Origin of the sequence: Kitasatospora kazusensis (assembly GCF_039529945.1) — a bacterium.
GTDB lineage: Bacteria > Actinomycetota > Actinomycetes > Streptomycetales > Streptomycetaceae > Kitasatospora > Kitasatospora kazusensis.
Genome location: NZ_BAAANT010000055.1, coordinates 16,103 through 31,834 on the forward strand (window position 1 = coordinate 16,103; position 15,732 = coordinate 31,834).

The following is a 15,732-nucleotide window of genomic DNA, read 5'->3' on the forward strand; positions in this document are numbered from 1 at the left end:
GGCGGGGACCGGCCCGGATCACTCGAACGGGTGCAACAGCCTTGACTGTCCCGGCGGGTCGTGGCATTCGCTGTCGCCCCTCAGAAGCGGTTGCGGCGCACCCTCGGACGAGTGGGCGGGGCCTGCTCGGCGCCGCGCAGTGCGATGGCTGCGGTGCGGGTTCGCTCCAGCCAGCTCATGACCTGGCGCAGCGTGGCGGGGTCGAGGTGGCGGGTGAGGTCGCGGACGGCTTGGTGGTCGTCGTCGGTCAGCGTGAGGCCGGCGCGGTCGAGGGCGGTGTAGAGGGGCTGGGCGGCGGTGCCCGCGAGGCGGCGGTGTGCGACGTCGGTGGTCTGCCGGGCCTGGTGGGCGGTCTCGCGAGCGCATTCGGCGACGTCCTGCCGGTGGCGTTCGGCGCGCAGCGCGTGCTGGAGAGCGGTGTCGTGGTCCGGGTCGTAGCGCTCGGCCCGGGTCTCGGTGGTGTGGTCGCGTACGCGCTGCCACTCGGCGCGGATGTCGGCCGCGGTGGCGTAGGCGGTCTCGTCCCCGGCGTCGGCGTACCGATCCGCGTGGCGCTCCTCGACCCGGGCCTGTTCCAGGGCCTGCTGGAGGTTCTCCAGGGTCATCCCGGCCGCCCGGCGACGGACCCGGCTGCGGACGTCGCCGAGCAGCCCGTCCTCCTGGTCGTCGTCCTCGTCCTGGGTGAAGGGGGTGCGGGCGGGGTGCTGGGCGAGGGCGGCGTGCAGCGTCGCGCCGGCCTCCCATGCCTCGGCGTGCACGACGGGCTCCGGCACGGCGATGCCTGGGCGGGCGCCGAGGACAACCCGGCCGTCGACCAGGGCCACCCAGCCGTCCAGGCCGTCGATGTCCTTCTCCGTCCAGGCACGGGCAAGGCCGGCGCCGTGGTGCAGGGTGCGGATGCCGTCGTGGCCGGACCAGCGCAGCCACATCGAGCCGCGCACCAGCGGGGAGTCGAGAATCGGACGGCCCAGGTCCCGGTCGGCGGGTGCAGGCCGGCTGCTGTACGGGGCCAGCTCCAGCCGTCCAGGGCCGGCGGGGTCGGTGCCGGTGGTGTCGGTGGTCACGGCCGTTCCTCCTCGACGCGCACGATCCGGTACAGGCCGTCGCCGTAGAGGTGGCCGTCGTGCTTTTTCCTGGTCAGGCGCACCGCGTCCTCCACCGACGTGGCGTAGGCGTGCGTGACGATCACGGAGTAGCCGGGGTGCGCCGGGTCCACGCGCCTGGCCGTGAGCTGGTAGTTCCACCGCTCGCGGTCGGGGGCGTCGTGCTCGTCCGTCGGGTCGAGGCGTAGGGCGTCGGCGGACATCTTCCGGAGCAGGAGGAGGAGGCGGTCGGCGGTGCCGGGCGGGGTGGGTCGGCGCAGTTCGCCGGTGCGCGGGTCAAGGTCGGCGCGCCACTGGGTGGCGGCCGGGCGCAGGCTGTTGACCCGGCCTTCGGGCAGCAGGGCGGTGTCGAGCTTGAGGCGGCGCAGGGCGTCGTAGAGGGGGTCGAGGTCGCCGAGGGTCCACAGGACGACGGTGCGCTCGGCGAGGAGGTTGGTGAGGTCGGCCAGGGCGGGGGCGGGGTCGATGGCGTGGTCGGGGGCGCCGGGGGTGCGGGGGCCGGTCAGGCGCACGGTGCGGTCGTAGAGGGCGGTGCCGGTGCGGTCGAGGACGGTGAGGCGGGCGGCGGCCGGCGGGCGGGGCGTTCCGGCGGCGGTGGGCTCGCCGGGGATGTAGTCGATCTGGAGGACGGCCAGGTGCTCGTCGGCCAGGAGGCGGTCGGCGGTATCGGCGACGTCCTGGGCGGCGGCGCGGGCCTCGGCCTGGCGGGTGCGCAGGCGGGTGATGTGGGCGCAGGTGCCGCACAGGGCCCGGCCGTCGGCCGCCGGGGTGCACGGCGTCTCGGGGTGGGCGCCGCAGTCCTCGCAGGTACGGCTGGTGGTGGTGCGACGCGCGCCGGCCGCGAGGAGCTGCGCAGCGGTGGCCGCGGTCGGGACGGACTCGCGCACGTCGTACAGGTCGAAGTCCTCCTTCCGCCCCGTGCCGGGGTTGCGGGTCTCGATGGTGGCGCGGACCGGACCGGCCGCCTGGCGCGGCAGGTCCAGCGCGGCGAGCTGGGTCGCGGTTCGCAGATGGTCGGGAACCTCGCCCCACCAGGTGTAGGACGGGACCGGCTTCACGGATTCCGGCATGGTGATGGTGCCTCCCCTTCTCGGCTGTGCGGTTCAACGGCGGCCGCCACCAGGTGGTGGCGGCCGGGTGGGCGGTCAGTGCATCCACGGCTCCGGGGCCGGGGCGAGGGCGTCCAGGAGCCCGCTCTGCAAATCGGTCAGCTTGCCGTCGCTGCGGGCCTTGTCCTGCTTGCGCAGCCACGTGCCGGGCCGGAACGCCGAGTCGTCGCCCAGGCCGGTTCGGTTGGCCGGGCCGTCCAGGGTTCCGCCGGCCGCGAGGTAGGCGAGCACGCGCCGGTACGACCTGTTCCAGTCCGGCTCCAGGCGCCACAGCTCGTCCAGCGCGTCCAGCTTGGCGGCCTGGTCGGTGGTGAGGTTGTCGGCCTTGCGCTGGCGGCGCATCCACGCCCCCACCGCGTAGTCGTCCAGCTTCGCGGTCGCCGGGATCGCCAGGTGCCCGTGCTGGCGGTGGAACGCGGCGGCGTACGCGGCGCCGCGCTCCCAGGCGTTGGCGCTCTTCGACCAGATCATGCCGAGCGCGTCCAGCTCGGAGACGCGGGCGGCATCGAGCAGACCCTGGCCGTTCAGGTGGCGCTGGCGGGTGAGCCAGGAGATCAGCTCGGTGTGCTTCGCCTTGTCGGTGGGGTCGAGGTGGCCGTGCTGGAGATGGAACACGGCGGCGACGGCGTGCATGCGCTGCCACTCGACCGCCCGCGGGTTGAACGCGCGCAGCTTGACGGTCTGGAGGATCTGCGCCGCGTGCTTCTTCGCGTTGATCCGCAGCCACTCGATCGGCGACTCCACCGGCGCCGGCGGCTGCTCGCCCTCCCCGGCCTCGGTGCTCTCGCTCTCGGAGGTCTTGGCCGCGGTGGTGAGCGCGGTGCCCTGGGACCGCGTGCCGCGCAGCTCGGTGATCCGGCCGACCACCCGGGCGTCGTGCGCCGCCAGCGCCCGCAGGACCCGCCAGATCGTGCGGAACGACGATGCCTCGATCTCGGCGTCGGCCTCCGCCTTCACGGCCTCCCCGGCGTCGTGGACCTCGGCCGGGTCGGCGGCCGCCGTGTCGTCGCCGACCTCCGGCGTCGGCAGGTACACCGGGATGATGACCCAGCTGACCTTGCCCTGCCGGTAGGACTGGCGCAGCGCCCTGCCCACGGCCTGGACGATGTCGATGACCGACGACTTCGGATCCGCGAAACACACGGCATCCACAGCTCTCACGTCGATGCCTTCTGACAGGAGCCGGGCGTTGCAGAGGATGCCGCACTCCTCGCCGTCGTCGCCGGTGTGGGCCTTGAACTCGGTGAACGCGGCGCGGCGGTCCTTGAGCCGGTCGGTGCCGGCGACCGCCTTCGCCCAGATCCGCTCGGGGCGGTCCTTGTCCTCCAGCAGCTGGGAGGCGTCCAGCAGGGTGTTCGCGAACTCCCGCGCGGCGGACACCCTGGAGTGGAAGGTGATGACGCGGCGCAGGCCGAGGTCGGCGACCGCGCGCAGCACCGCGATCTGGAGCGCCAGCCTGAGCAGTTCCTCGTTGCTGCGCTGGGAGCGGAGGTCGGCGACGGCCGGGAGGTTGAGCAGTTCGCGCAGGTCCTCGTCCGTGACGACCGGCACGAGCACGCGGTAGTCGGCGAGGTAGCCGTGCTCGATGCCCTGGCCGAGGGTCCAGGTGAAGCAGGTCTTGCCGTAGATCGTCTCGTCGCTCATGGAGCAGAGCACGGGCAGCTTCTCGATGCTCTCGGCGTCGGCGAGGTCGGCCAGGCCGTCCTTCGCGCGCCGGTCGTCCGCGATGCGCGGGGTGGCGGTGAAGTACAGGCGCCGCTTCGCGGGGATCTGCGCGTCGTCGTGGACGGCCGCCCACGCCTTCCCTTCGGCGCCTGCTGTCCGGTGGGCTTCGTCGATGACCACGAGGTCCCAGGCGGGAAGGCCGTGCAGCTGGTGCGCGGCGGTGATCCGCTCCATGGAGGCGTAGGTCGCGTAGACGGTGACCGGTTCACCCGTCTTCGCCTTGGCCACCAGGTCTGCGATCCGGGGGGCCTGGGTGGTCACGGCGGCGTCGATGCGCCCGCCGGCCTCCGCGCTCTCCAGCGCCTCCTCCCGTGAGCACGCCGCCACTGCCAGGCCCCGGCGCCCGCCGAGCGTCGACCAGGACTCTGCGGTCTGCTCCAGCAGCTCGATCGTGGGGACGAGGACCAGGGTGGAGCCCTTGGCGGCCAGGCGGCGGGCGCAGGCGGCGGCGATCAGTGTCTTGCCCGAGCCGGTCGCCAGCACCAGCGTCGCCCGGCCCCCGTCCTTCACCTCCCGCACCGCGGCCGCGACCGCGTCCTTCTGGAACCAGTGCAGGGTGACCGGCACCAGTGTGCCGAGCGGCTGGACGGGCACGGCCGGCTCCGGCTGCGGGCGCAGCCCGGCTGGCACGTCGGCCTGGGTGGCGGTGGTGGTCTCCACGGCGGTGGTTCTCCTTCGTCTGCCGGTTGGTGCGGAGCGAGGCGGTGCGGGTCGGTCGGGTGTGAGGCGGTCTCTCCCGGGGCCGGGTCGTGGCTGGGGAGAGGCCGCCCGCCTGCTACTGGGACACCCAGCCGCGGACCTCCATGTAGGCGATGTCTGCGTCCTCGACGGCGCGGCCGGTCTCCACCAGCCAGGCCTTCATCGCCTCGGTGACGTCGCCGTGGTGGTCGGCGACGCGCTGGGACCACTCGGCGGCGTCGAAGCCGCCGGTCGAGCTGGAGCCGTAGGTGCGCTCCTCGGTGCCGTCCGCGCGCGGGATCACTCCGCGCCTAAGGCCCGGCGAGTCGTCCTTCGACCCGGCGGAGTGGGTGAACTGGTTGGCCTTCATCCGCACGGTGAAGGCCAGCTTCCCCCCGGCCTGGCCGGTCTCGTGGACCACCGGGGCGAGGTGGGCGGCACCGGACTTGATGGCCTGCTTCCCCGCGCGGCCGGCCATGCTGCCGCCCGGGGTGCCGATCGTGTCCTTGCCCCGCACCCGGGCCTTCTGCCCGCCCTTGGTGGTGCGGCGCTTGGTGTTCGCCCCGGCGATGCCGGACAGGGCGTCGGTGTCGCGCTCGCCGCCGCGCACCGCGCGCACCATCTGGCGCAGCGCGCCGACCATGCTCGCGCCCTTGCCCTTGGTGAAGAACTGCGACACCAGGCTGGCGTCGCGGCCGAGCATCTTGGCGACCTGGCGCTTGGTGTAGCCCTCGTCGAGGAGCTGCTGCGTCAGCCTCGCGGCCTCGTTCGGGTCCTGCGGCGTGCCGGGGCTCACCGGTTACCTCCCTGGGCGTAGTGGGCGCGGCCGAGGTCGCGCAGGGCCAGCAGCTCTTCCAGCGTGGTGGGGGCGGCGACCGGGCCGGGCAGGTGGCCCTTTTTCAGGAACTCGCCGGGCTGGCCGTGGTAGGGCCAGGTGACGTCGGCGGTGGTGTAGATGGCGTCGGTGCGGAACGCCACGATGCTGTGCGCGGGCAGGTGGAGCGCGCCGACCATCACGTCGTCCTCGCGCATCTTCATGGACAGCAGCGCGGTGCGGGCCCCCGACCAGACGCGGGCGGCCCACTCGGGGTGCGCGTTCGGGTCGCGGGAGAACCCGGTGGAGCGCTGCCAGGTGACGACGTTCTCGTCCTGGCCGAGGATCTCCACCCCGGCGGGGAGCGCCTCGCCGATCGGCGTGGTGCCGGTGACCGTGCGCGGGCGCTGCGCGAAGCCGCCGATCCCGAACAGCAGGATCGAGCGGACCGCGCGGGAGGCGAGGTAGGCGGCGGTGCGCTGGCGCTCGTCGCCGTGCAGCTTCGAGAGGTTGGTCAGGTCCGCCCAGGCGGCCTTGAGCTTCTTGCCCCAGTCGTCGATGGGCTTGCCGTCCTCCCAGATCAGGCCGTCCAACACCTCGACCTTCCACGGCATCAGGTGGTTCGTGAGGGCGAGGTGGACCTCCGCGCCCCCGGCCCAGGTGGTGAACGTGGCGCCGCCGGTGGCCGGGTACTCCCAGGCCCGGTCACCGGGCACCGGGGCGGGCAGCAGCCCGACGTGGTCCCAGCCCTGGGGGACCGTCACGCGGATGTGCCAGTGCGAGCACGCCATCAGGGCCTTGGCCTGCGCGGCCTGGTCCATCGCGGCGAAGGCGCGGGCGGTGACGCGCCGGGGCGCGCCGACCCCGCTCTTCCAGGTCTGCTTGCCGTAGGCGAAGGTCGCGTCGAACTCGACCAGGCCGGGCAGCTGCTGCGGCACCCGGGGCGGCGGGAGCAGCTCGGTGCGGCCCTGTCCGCCGGTGGCGTGCAGCAGGCCGCGCAGCTCCTGCGACATGACCGGGTAGCCGCCCGCCCACTTGCCCTTGGTCGGGATGGTGCGGGTCCACAGGTCCCGGCCGGTCTGCGACGGGGAGCCCATCAGGACCGCGTCGTCGAAGTAGCGGCGCAGCGCCTGCCACAGCAGCCGGAAGGCGTCCCGGCAGGTGGCCGGGTCGGCGCCGCCGGTGTCGAACCACTCGCCGATGCTGCGGACCTCGACCACGCTCTTGGGGTCGGCGGCGGGGGCGTAGCGGCCGACGGGCTGGCGTTGGTGGACGAAGTGCCCGGCCAGTTTGTCCTTGCCCGCTCCGGTGGCGGTGGTCCACCGCTGGCTGGGGGTGTTCAGCCACGCGGCGACGGCGTCCTTGAGGGTGGAATACCGCTCGGCGCCCTCGTGCCACGGGGCGCCGGCCGTGACGTAGATCCGCTCCGTGCCCGGCGCTGCCGCCAGGACCGCGTCCAGGATCTCCCCCGGCGACTTCGCCCCGAGGTTCAGGCGCAGCGTGTGCTCGCGGGCCACCAGCTCGCCCGCCGCCACGTCCAGGAACACCGTCACCCGCGTCTGCTGGGTGAAGTTCGGCCGGGTCGAGACCAGGCCGGAGGTGACGGCGGCGAACCGGTCACCGGCCGGGCCCTGCGGGATCTCCGGCAGCACCCGCGGGCCGCCCTCCACCACGGCGGCGGGCTGTACGACGGCCACCGTGGCAGGCGCAGCAATCGGCGCAGCCGGAGCGGCGGGCTGCTCGACGGGCTGCTCAACGGGCACGGCCTGGTCGGCGGGCACGGGAGCGAACTCGGCCGGGGCCGGCTGCTGGGTCACCGCCGGGGCGACAACGGCAACCGGCTGCGCGGCGGGTTCGGCCACCGGCACCGGCACGGCCGAGGCGGCGGGGCGGGCCTCGCGCACGGCGGCCGGGGTCGGGTCGAGGAGCGGCGCGATACGCACGATGTCGGCCAGCGTCAGCCCGGACGCCTTCGCGATCGGCGCGGCCTGCGCGCCCTCGTACCCCGCGAGCCCGGCCACCCGGCGCGAGCGCTGGCCGGTGAGCCTGTCCAGCTCCTTCTGCGCGGTGGCGACGACCTTCTCGGCGGCCGTGATCTCGGTGCGCAGCTCGCGCAGCGAGGCGAGTTCGGCGGTGTACGTCTTGCGGTCCATCAGGGTGTCACTCCCCTTCCGTGGCGTCGGTGCTGGTGTCGAGGGGGCGGGCTTGGCGGGCGAGGGTGAGCCAGCCGTCCGGGCCCTGGGTGCCGTGGATGTCGGCCAGGCCCGCGAGCAGGAAGGCGTAGGCGCCGCGCTTGGGGGCCCGCGGTTGGGCGGTGCCGTTCTCCCACTTGGCGAACGTCTCCCGCCGGGTCTTCAAGGCATCGGCCACCTCGACCTGGGTCAGGCCGGCGGCCTTGCGCAGCCGCTCCCGCTCCACCGGTTCCGGCAGGTCGCCGCCGTCCCGGGCCTTGGCCAGCAGCGCGTCCACCGCCGCGAAAATCTCAGACATCACATACCTCCTATCCAGAAAGGTAGCACAGAACACCGCTCGTAGCGCAACATTTTTGATCGCACAAACATCTCACTCATGACCACACATGGTACTCATGGCCTCCGGCCTGCCCTGATTGTCGGTGCCGCGTGAGAACGTGGTCGGTTACCAACAATGGAAGGAGGTGAAGAAGATGACTCCTCGCCAGCAGAAGGCCGTGGTGATCCTCGGCGCGGCCCTGGTCGGCACCTACGTGCTCGGCAACGTCGCCAAGGGCCAGGCCCGCGTGCTCGGCCTCAACGCGGCCCAGCTCACCGCGCTGAGCGCGGGCGTCGCGTTCGCCGTGCGCAACGCCTGAGCAGTACCCGTTACGGTCCGGCCCGGTCACCATCACGGTGGCCGGGCCGGACCGCTTCCCCGCCCCTACTCGGCGCCGGCCTCCGGGCGGTGGACCGGGCACGCGCCGCAGCAGCCCGGAGCGGGCAGGGTGGCCGGGGCATTGGGGGTGCGCAGCTTGCGGACGGCGGCCGCGGTGTTCACGGCGGCCGAGGCGGTGGAGAGGACGGAGCCGAGGTTGCGGACGGCGTGGGCGAGCTGGTCGGCCTGCGGGCCGGCCGGGTCGACGAGGACCTCGGCGAGGAACTGCAGAGCGGACTGAACGGGCGTCGTGGCTCTGTTCACGAGAGACGACAGCGTTTCTACGGGGATTTGGGAGGCGCCGGGGTTCTGGCCAGGGTCCGAATGTTCACGAGATTAGGCAGCGGGCGCGGCCCGTTCCGCTTGGGGCGTAGACCGTGCCTGTTCGATTACGAGGAACATGGGCCTCGGGGTTGAAGTTGCCGCTGCGGCAGCTCCTACCGTCATGGCCAGGGCCGGAGAGACCGGCCCGGCGACACACGTGCAGGAGTCGTGATGGACTGGCCGATCTCAGAGGTGGCCCGGATGTCGGGCGTGACCGCCCGGACACTGCGCCACTACGACGAGACCGGCCTGCTGCCGCCGGCCCGGATCGGCGCCAACGGCCACCGCTATTACGAGGAGCACCAGCTTCTGCTGCTGCAGCAGATCCTCGTACTGCGGGCATTGGGCGTCGGGCTGCCGGAGATCGGCCGGATCCTTGCAGCGCGGGTCGACGAGGTGGACGCCCTCCGGGGCCACCACCAGCGGCTGCTCGCAGAACGGGACCGGCTCGATGCCCTGGCCGACACCGTCTCCCGCACGATCGCCGAACTGGAGCAGTCCAGGAAGGACGGCAACCCCATGACCATCAACCGCCCGGAGAACCTCTTCGAGGGCATCCAGCCCTCCCAGTACGAGGACAGCCTGCGTGACTTCTCCGAGCTCGCCGAAGCGGCCACCCGGCGGACCGCCACGATGGGTCCGGCCGAGGTCGAGGCCGGGCAGCGCGAGCGCACGGCACAGATGATCCGTCTCGCCGAGCTCCTGACCGCCGGCCTCCCGGCCGACGCCGAGCCCGTTCAGGCCGAGGTCGACGCCCAGTACCGCGCTCTGATGGAACTGCGCGCCGTGTCCGCCGAGGAGTACCGCGCCATCGGCCGCTCCTGCGTGGACAACGAGACCTGGCGCACCGCCTACGAAGCGATCGCCCCGGGTCTGGCCGCCTACCAGCGCGACGCCATCGAGGCCTACGCCACCAGCCGGCTGACCTGAGCACGGCGCAACCGCCATCCCGGGGCAGCCCGGGATGGCGGTTGCGCCCTGTCACGGTGGTGGCGATGTTCGATCCCGAAAGCCGACTGCGGCCACCTCAACAGGGTGCTGCCCGTTCTCGTGAACAACGACTCCGTTCACGAAAGACCGCCTCCCGACGAGCTGAACAATCGCTGTCGGAAGTCATGAACAAAGCTAGGCGTCATGACGCCCCCCTTCGAGAGAGGTGTGTTCCTTCACCCCTTCGAGGTGCGCAGAGTCCAACAGACAGGACCCGCGCGCAGAAACGTCTATGGCCTGGGGTACACCGCCACTCTGCGGCACGGCATTTTGGGACCGTTAATGGACGTCGACACCGGGCGCCGCCGTTGCCTGCCCGAAGACGTCCGGCCTCCGATCGGGCGCAGTGCCGTCCCACTCCGCCAGAAGCGCGCGCAGCTGTTCGGCCACCGCCGGCGCCACACCACTGCGCTGCGCTGTGTACCGCAGGTACTCCTCGGCGCCCTGGAGCAGGCCCGAGCGCGGGTGCAGCATGGCCATGGTCTTGCGGGTGTTGTAGCCGAGAACGTGGCACCAGGAATCGCCGTCTCCCCGGTCCGGGTCGTTCTCCTGCACCGGGATGTGCCCCTCGACGAACTCTCCGTTGGGCTGCTCGCAGGTACCCCAGCCCTTGCGCAGCGCGCAGTCCTGGCACGCCAGGACGCCCCGCATCGTCGGGTAGCGGCGCTGCCACTCGGCGTCCAGGGCCCAGACGTCGTCGGCCAGCGCGATCGGCTTGCTGCACAGGCCGCATCGGATGCGGAACGAGGGGACGGGCACGGGACGGCTCCTACCGGTCGGCACGGGGCCGGGCGGCCGGGCTGTGTACGGGCCCGGCCGCCCGAGGGCTTCACCGTGCGGCGCCCGATCCGGTGGGGGTGTCCGGGCTGGGCGGTGGGGAGCAGGCGTAGCCGCACGCCCTGGTCGGGGCGCTCGGCGGGTCCAACGAGCGGCCGGTCGGTGGGCAACGGGGTCGGCCGACGGTGGATCAGGCCCGCGTGGCGGTCAGGGCCGGCGGTGGCGGCCGGAGCCGGTCGCCACCGCGGTCGTCGGTGGTTCGTCGGTGAGCGCCACCGCCACCCAGGCGTGGCCGTCCCACTCCTGAATCAGCCGCGGGGCGGTCGCGTCGATGTGCGCGGCGGCCGTGGTGACGACCCGGCGGGTTCCGACCGGGCGCAGGCGCCGGGTGCGGCGCTGGGCCCACTCGCTCAGCGGTTCGTCGTCCACGGCCCACTCCCCTCCGGCTTGGTGGTCGGTGGGGTCAGCGTGGCAGGGGCCGGGTGGGGTCGTCCAGCCACAGGCGCTGTCCGTCCGGGGTGACGGTGAGGCCGAACCGGGCAAGGTCTGGCCGGTCCGCTGCGGTCCACCAGGCGTAGGCGGTCTCGAACTCCTCCCACAGCCGCCGGGCTCCGTACTGGCGCACCTGGTGCTCACGCTCGCCGTCGCGGAATGTCGTCGCCGACCAGGCCGGTGCGGTCAGCGAGTACAGCCACAGGGTGCGGGCGCCGTCGTCGTGCGGCTGGACCGCGTGTGTGACGCCGTCCAGGAGCAGCCCCATCAGGAAGGTGAAGGCCGCGTGCCGGCCGTGCTCGGGGGGCGTGGTCGCCGTGCTGCTCTCGGCGAGGGTGCCTCCGCCTCCGGGCGGCTCGGGCCAGGTGAGGCGCTGGGAGCGCAGCTTCATGAACTCCACCGGCTCCAGGAAGCGGCCCGACGCGGTCGTGCCGTCGTCGTGGACCGTCAGGCGCAGCAGGGCGTCGAGGTTGCTGTAGTGGGTGCCCCAGGGGGTGAGGATGAGGGCGCCGGGGCGGGCCTGGCGGATCCAGGCGTGGGGGACCTCGCGCAGTGCGCAGGTGGCCGTGATCCGGTCGTAGGGGGCGCCGGGCGGCCAGCCGGCGGCGCCGTCGCCGCAGACCACGGTGGGCCGGTAGCCAGCCTCGTTGAGGGTGGTGCGGGCGCGGGAGGTGACGTCGGGGTCGATCTCGACGGTGACCACGTTGGCGTCACCCAGCCGGTAGGACAGCAGCGCGCTGTTCCACCCGGTGCCGGTGCCGACCTCGAGGACACGCTGCCCGGATCGGACGTCCAGGTGCTCCAGCATCGCGGCGACCACCGAGGGCTGGGAGGCCGAGCTGGTCGGCACGCTGCCGGGCTGCTCGCCGTGGTGCTCTCCGTCGTCCCACTGCGTGACGATCGGGATGTCGGCCTCGGCGGCCGCCGCCCAACCGTCCGGGTCTGCGGCCCGGCTGACGGGCCGGCTGGTGTTGGTGGCCAGATTGTGCGCCCACATCAGGTCGGGCAGGAACAGCGAGCGGGGCACCGAGGCGAGGACGGCGTCCCACGTGCGGGCGGGCCGCCCCTGCCCGGGGCGGCCCTCCTTCTGCGCGGTGCTGGTCACTTGCGGTGGCCTCCGTCACCGGGCGGCGTGCTGCCGTCGGGGTTCGGCGGGTCGGACGGCGGCGTCCACGGGGTGCCCGGGTGCCCGTCCCCCTCGCCGCCACCGCCTCCCGAGCCTCCGCCGCCGTGACCTGAGTCGTGGTCCATGCCGTGCTCCTTCCGTCGCTGTGATGGTGCCCTCCCGGAGCCCGGGAGGAGTAGAGGGCCGGCCCAACCCGCGTCCGCTACGCCGGGCCGGGCAGGCGGCTGCGCAGATCCGCGTGGACCGTCTTGCCGTACGGCTCCGGGTCCGCGCCCCACTGCCCGCCGGTGAGGTGATGGACCAGGGCAAGTCCCCGGCCGGACTCGGCGGCGGGGCCGGCGTCGATCAAACAGGGCAGGATGCGGGAGCCGTCGCGGACGCTGATCCGCACACACCGGTCGGCGATCCGCTCGACAGCGACCGTCATGCGGCGCCGACAGCCGGTCTTCGCGGCGTTCCCGGCCAGCTCACTGACGATCAGCTCGCCGGCCTCGACCAGGTCCCCCAGGCCCCAGCCGCGCAGTGCGGTGCGCACCAGGCGCCGGGCCGCCAAAGCGGACTGCGGCTCGTACGGCAGCAGCGCCCTGGCGATGTCGGCGACCGGGGCCCGCGTCGGGGCCTCGACGGTCGTGGTCACCGGGCACCTCGCACCCGCCGGCGCCGCCCGGAGGCGGCCGCAGCCGTGGCCGGTGGGCGGGCTATGGGGTGCGCGGCCACGGCGGTACTCCGCTCTCTCGTCGGCGGTCACGGCTGCGCCCACCCGACGGGGGCAGGCGGGCGCAGCGGCCCCGGCTCGCCCGCCGGGGACCGGGTGTCCGGTCCGTCACGGCGGGCAACGGTTCGACGGTAGGGAGTGCGCAGCCTGGCCCTCAACGAGGTTGCGCCATCTTGCGCGAAGTCACCCGAGAGTGGCTATCGCCGCCGTGATCAGCTGACGGGCACCGGCCCCGTGGACGGCCATGGCGGCCAGGTCGGTGAAGGTGCGCACGTAGTCGGCGATCTCGCGCGGCTGGGTGATCCGCAGGTAGCCGGAGGTCAGCTCGACGGCCACCTCGGCCTCGTCGAACATGTAGAAGTCCTCGACCGGCAGGTGCGGCCGGTCGGGCCCGGTCGGGATGACGCCGATGCTGACGAACGGGCTGGAGGAGACGGCGAGCAGGTGGCCGAGCTGGGCCGCCATCGTCTCCGGGTCGCACACCGCGGCGCGCAGCACCCACTCCTCGATGAGCAGGCCGAAGCGGTGCCGGCCGGAGAACAGCATCCGCTGGCGCTCCAGCCGGGCTTCGACGGCGTCAGCGACGTCGTCGACCTCGACGCGGGCACGCTGGATCGAGCGCAGGACGGCGGTGGTGTATTCAGGGGTCTGCACCATGCCCGGCATGACGCGGCTGGCGTAGACCCGGAAGTGGCCGGTGCGGCGGTAGAGGGCTGCTACCGACTCCTGGGCGGCACGCAGTCCGCTGCGCTCCATGCGGCGCCACTCGGTGTACATGGAGTCGACCGCGCGGGCGGCGGCGATCAGGTCGGGGACCTGGTCGCCGACGCCGCAGGCGGTGCACCAGGCGCGCAGATCGTCCTCGGAGGGGGCGGACTTGCCGCTCTGGATCCGGGAGGTCTTCGCCGGATGCCACCCGCAGCGGGCGGACAGTTCGTCGCCGGTCAGGCCCGCGTCCTTGCGCAGGCCGACCAGGCGGCCGGCGAGCGCCTTGCGCGCCTCGATGACGCTGGACGAGGGGGACGACGACATGGTGCTGGCTGCCCGGGCGAGTGGTGGTGGACGGGATGGTCAGACGGTGTACCGGGCGTGCGGAACGGCCCGGTCCCACACCGCCTCGAACGCGGCGGTCACCATCTTCACCACGGCCGGGTCCTCGGTGGTCTCGTGGCCGGCCCACTGGCCGTCACCGGTGAACCAGTGGAACAGGACCAGGCGCTCGTCGACCAGCCACAGGTCGTTGCCCGGCAGCGCGAGGTCGGAGGCCTTCGACCTGGGCAGCCAGCGGACCTGTTCACCGAGCGCGACGTTGTGCCGCTCGGTGATCGCGTGCTCCCACCGGATGTAGGCGGTCACCGGCTCCGAGACGATCCTCGCGCGGCGCATCTCCACGCCGCGGCCGACGGTCTCCCGCACCAGGGCGGCCCAGGCGGTGTACTCCTGGGGCAGGTCGTAGGCCTCGGTCCGGTCCACCGGACGGCCGGCGCGCCAGTCGGCGAAGACGGGGTCGTCCATGTAGGAGTCGCGCATCTCCAGGTGGCACGCCGAGCTTTCAGCGCTCCTCAGCAGGGCGCCAAAGTCCGGCACGCTCGGCTTCATCGCACACCTTCCTCAAGAACGGGATCATCCGGACCGGGATCCGGACGACGCCCTCGTGGTCCGGGACGCCCAGGGCGTGGCCCTCCACCCACTCGGTCTCGCTGATCACGCGGTACATCTCCATGTCGGGCAGCCAGCCCTGAATGACGATCTCCGCCTTCTCGTCCTCCAACCACACAGTCGGAGAACCGCCGTTGGGCGTGTCCGGGTCGATGCCCCTGAACCGTAGTACCATGACCGCTCCTTGTGCCAAGCCGGTTGCGGATCCTTGCGCCCACCACCGTTCCGCTCGACTGACGAACCGTCAAGAGGACGCGGACGCGGCAGGTCGGCACGCACCCGGTGCCGGGCTGCAGGCAGAGGTGCGGCGAGCTGCTTCTTCCAGCCCTTGCGCGGCGGCCACGGCACATCCCAGACCGAGAGCTGTGTCGGGTCCAACCGCCGGTGGGAGTACGGATAGCTTCGATCTCGTCAGGAGAGGGAGTCACGTCACCTCTGATGCCGAAGCCCGAGCCCGCACCCGTCTGGACCCTTGCAGATCATCGGGTAGGTGGCTTCCTTGGGCATGCACCGGCCGCAGTAGACATCCGTCGGCGAGCACCGCTGGGCGGCGCGCAGGTCTGCGGGTAGCAGATCTCCTTGAGCCAGACGGTCAGCGCCGCCTTCGTGGAGCAGGAGGGGCACACCCCGGGCGAAAACCCATGGTCTGACAGCCTGCCAGGACGATTGACTGGCACCGGGCACAACACCGACCGACGAGGGGTATCCGTGGAGGACCCGGATTTCACAGTCCTGCTGGCCGGCGACTCCCCTCACGACCCGACGGCCCTCAAAGCTGTCCGCGCGGTCACCGGGCTGAGCCTGTGGCGCAGCCGGCAGTTGTTGGACAGCGCGCCCGCCACCGTCATGGCGGATATCCCGTTCGGCATCGCCGCTGGCGCGGCACAGCGCCTGCGCCAGGCCGGCGTACCAGTCGTGATCCGCTGTGGCTGGTGCCGGCGCACTCTGTCCGGCGACACGCCGGTCGATCCGGGCCCCTGCGCGTCCCCGTACTGGCCCTCCGCGCACTGCCGGGCCAACTCCATGACCAGCTGCGACTGCGAGTTCTGCGCCGCTTACGGCCCCCTGCCCGGGCACACCACCCACCGCGGCCCCTGAACCCCATGCCGACGACCGCAGGCCCGAGCCTGGTTCGGAACCCATGAGCACAGGCCCAACACCATTGAGCTAATTCCATCCTGAAATCTGCTGGTCACCGGGGGCTGGTGTGGTGCGGGGTCGGCGTGCTCGGGCCGGTCACGGGCTTGATCGCGATCGGGTGATCGTCCGTCAGCGGGAAACTTCCGCGTTCGTCAGCACGAGCAGGGCACGCAGGAGCGTTGTCGCGTGCC

The 15,732-nt window shown here is 72.8% G+C and carries 18 protein-coding genes; 3 read left to right on the forward strand and 15 right to left on the reverse strand.

The features are described 5' to 3' along the window. Positions 1–80 precede the first annotated feature (80 nt). From ABD330_RS29000 to ABD330_RS29025, 6 genes are all read right to left on the reverse strand, one after another. The gene (locus ABD330_RS29000) at positions 81–1,064 is read right to left on the reverse strand and encodes a hypothetical protein (RefSeq protein WP_344469068.1); all 984 of its coding nucleotides are present in this window, start codon (positions 1,062–1,064) and stop codon (positions 81–83) included. Continuing rightward, positions 1,061–2,173 carry a hypothetical protein gene (locus ABD330_RS29005; protein ID WP_344469070.1) on the reverse strand — a complete coding sequence of 371 codons (1,113 nt, stop codon included), beginning with the start codon at positions 2,171–2,173 and terminating at the stop codon, positions 1,061–1,063. Before ABD330_RS29005 ends, ABD330_RS29000 begins: the two co-directional genes overlap by 4 nt. Before the next feature lie 75 nt (positions 2,174–2,248). Beyond that, complete coding sequence (locus tag ABD330_RS29010) at positions 2,249–4,597, reverse strand: DEAD/DEAH box helicase (protein WP_344469072.1); 2,349 nt, start codon at positions 4,595–4,597, stop codon at positions 2,249–2,251. 115 nt (positions 4,598–4,712) lie between these two features. Further along, positions 4,713–5,411, reverse strand: a complete 699-nt coding sequence (locus tag ABD330_RS29015) for a helix-turn-helix domain containing protein (RefSeq protein ID WP_344469074.1) — start codon at positions 5,409–5,411, stop codon at positions 4,713–4,715. After that, entirely contained in the window at positions 5,408–7,582 is a 2,175-nt protein-coding gene (locus tag ABD330_RS29020; protein ID WP_344469076.1) for a hypothetical protein, read from the reverse strand. The genes ABD330_RS29015 and ABD330_RS29020 overlap by 4 nt, the downstream gene beginning before the upstream one ends. Before the next feature lie 7 nt (positions 7,583–7,589). Further along, complete coding sequence (locus ABD330_RS29025; protein WP_344469078.1) at positions 7,590–7,919, reverse strand: helix-turn-helix transcriptional regulator; 330 nt, start codon at positions 7,917–7,919, stop codon at positions 7,590–7,592. A 175-nt stretch (positions 7,920–8,094) separates the two neighbouring features. On the opposite strand from ABD330_RS29025, the gene ABD330_RS29030 reads away from it, so the two are divergent. Next, a complete protein-coding gene (locus tag ABD330_RS29030; protein ID WP_344469079.1) occupies positions 8,095–8,259 on the forward strand; it encodes a hypothetical protein in 165 nt (54 codons plus the stop codon). Between the two features lie 65 nt (positions 8,260–8,324). Here ABD330_RS29030 and ABD330_RS29035 read toward each other — a convergent pair whose 3' ends face one another. Continuing rightward, positions 8,325–8,582: a hypothetical protein gene (locus tag ABD330_RS29035; RefSeq protein ID WP_344469081.1), complete on the reverse strand. Its 258-nt coding sequence runs from the start codon at positions 8,580–8,582 to the stop codon at positions 8,325–8,327. A 231-nt stretch (positions 8,583–8,813) separates the two neighbouring features. On the opposite strand from ABD330_RS29035, the gene ABD330_RS29040 reads away from it, so the two are divergent. Further along, the gene (locus ABD330_RS29040; protein WP_344469082.1) at positions 8,814–9,572 is read left to right on the forward strand and encodes a MerR family transcriptional regulator; all 759 of its coding nucleotides are present in this window, start codon (positions 8,814–8,816) and stop codon (positions 9,570–9,572) included. 339 nt (positions 9,573–9,911) lie between these two features. Here the strand turns inward: ABD330_RS29040 and ABD330_RS29045 are convergent, their stop codons facing one another. The 8 genes from ABD330_RS29045 to ABD330_RS29080 form a co-directional block, all read right to left on the reverse strand. After that, positions 9,912–10,391 (reverse strand): hypothetical protein, encoded by a 480-nt coding sequence (locus ABD330_RS29045; RefSeq protein WP_344469084.1) that lies wholly within the window; start codon positions 10,389–10,391, stop codon positions 9,912–9,914. A 225-nt stretch (positions 10,392–10,616) separates the two neighbouring features. Continuing rightward, positions 10,617–10,838, reverse strand: coding sequence for a DUF6087 family protein (locus ABD330_RS29050; protein ID WP_344469086.1), 222 nt, complete (start codon positions 10,836–10,838; stop codon positions 10,617–10,619). A 34-nt stretch (positions 10,839–10,872) separates the two neighbouring features. Next, on the reverse strand, positions 10,873–12,006 hold the full coding sequence (locus tag ABD330_RS29055; RefSeq protein ID WP_344469088.1) for a methyltransferase domain-containing protein: 1,134 nt from the start codon (positions 12,004–12,006) through the stop codon (positions 10,873–10,875). Next, complete coding sequence (locus ABD330_RS29060) at positions 12,003–12,152, reverse strand: hypothetical protein (RefSeq protein ID WP_344469090.1); 150 nt, start codon at positions 12,150–12,152, stop codon at positions 12,003–12,005. The genes ABD330_RS29055 and ABD330_RS29060 overlap by 4 nt, the downstream gene beginning before the upstream one ends. Before the next feature lie 77 nt (positions 12,153–12,229). Continuing rightward, the gene (locus ABD330_RS29065; RefSeq protein ID WP_344469092.1) at positions 12,230–12,664 is read right to left on the reverse strand and encodes an ATP-binding protein; all 435 of its coding nucleotides are present in this window, start codon (positions 12,662–12,664) and stop codon (positions 12,230–12,232) included. Between the two features lie 261 nt (positions 12,665–12,925). Continuing rightward, the gene (locus ABD330_RS29070; protein WP_344469094.1) at positions 12,926–13,774 is read right to left on the reverse strand and encodes a helix-turn-helix domain-containing protein; all 849 of its coding nucleotides are present in this window, start codon (positions 13,772–13,774) and stop codon (positions 12,926–12,928) included. Positions 13,775–13,813: 39 nt separating this feature from the next. Beyond that, a complete protein-coding gene (locus tag ABD330_RS29075; protein ID WP_344469096.1) occupies positions 13,814–14,341 on the reverse strand; it encodes a DUF6879 family protein in 528 nt (175 codons plus the stop codon). Then, positions 14,295–14,576 carry a hypothetical protein gene (locus tag ABD330_RS29080; protein WP_344469098.1) on the reverse strand — a complete coding sequence of 94 codons (282 nt, stop codon included), beginning with the start codon at positions 14,574–14,576 and terminating at the stop codon, positions 14,295–14,297. Before ABD330_RS29080 ends, ABD330_RS29075 begins: the two co-directional genes overlap by 47 nt. A gap of 404 nt (positions 14,577–14,980) precedes the next feature. Here ABD330_RS29080 and ABD330_RS29085 point away from each other — a divergent pair, with 404 nt between their 5' ends. Continuing rightward, positions 14,981–15,499: a ribosomal protein L7/L12 gene (locus ABD330_RS29085; protein ID WP_344469100.1), complete on the forward strand. Its 519-nt coding sequence runs from the start codon at positions 14,981–14,983 to the stop codon at positions 15,497–15,499. The last annotated feature ends 233 nt before the right edge of the window (positions 15,500–15,732 follow it).

Coding starts and splice junctions, on each gene's coding strand:
- ABD330_RS29005 (WP_344469070.1), bottom strand. CDS start 2,173: ATGCCGGAATCCGTGAAGCCGGTCCCGTCCTACACCTGGTGGGGCGAG.
- ABD330_RS29020 (WP_344469076.1), bottom strand. CDS start 7,582: ATGGACCGCAAGACGTACACCGCCGAACTCGCCTCGCTGCGCGAGCTG.
- ABD330_RS29025 (WP_344469078.1), bottom strand. CDS start 7,919: ATGTCTGAGATTTTCGCGGCGGTGGACGCGCTGCTGGCCAAGGCCCGG.
- ABD330_RS29030 (WP_344469079.1), top strand. CDS start 8,095: ATGACTCCTCGCCAGCAGAAGGCCGTGGTGATCCTCGGCGCGGCCCTG.
- ABD330_RS29040 (WP_344469082.1), top strand. CDS start 8,814: ATGGACTGGCCGATCTCAGAGGTGGCCCGGATGTCGGGCGTGACCGCC.
- ABD330_RS29060 (WP_344469090.1), bottom strand. CDS start 12,152: ATGGACCACGACTCAGGTCACGGCGGCGGAGGCTCGGGAGGCGGTGGC.
- ABD330_RS29070 (WP_344469094.1), bottom strand. CDS start 13,774: ATGTCGTCGTCCCCCTCGTCCAGCGTCATCGAGGCGCGCAAGGCGCTC.
- ABD330_RS29075 (WP_344469096.1), bottom strand. CDS start 14,341: ATGAAGCCGAGCGTGCCGGACTTTGGCGCCCTGCTGAGGAGCGCTGAA.
- ABD330_RS29080 (WP_344469098.1), bottom strand. CDS start 14,576: ATGGTACTACGGTTCAGGGGCATCGACCCGGACACGCCCAACGGCGGT.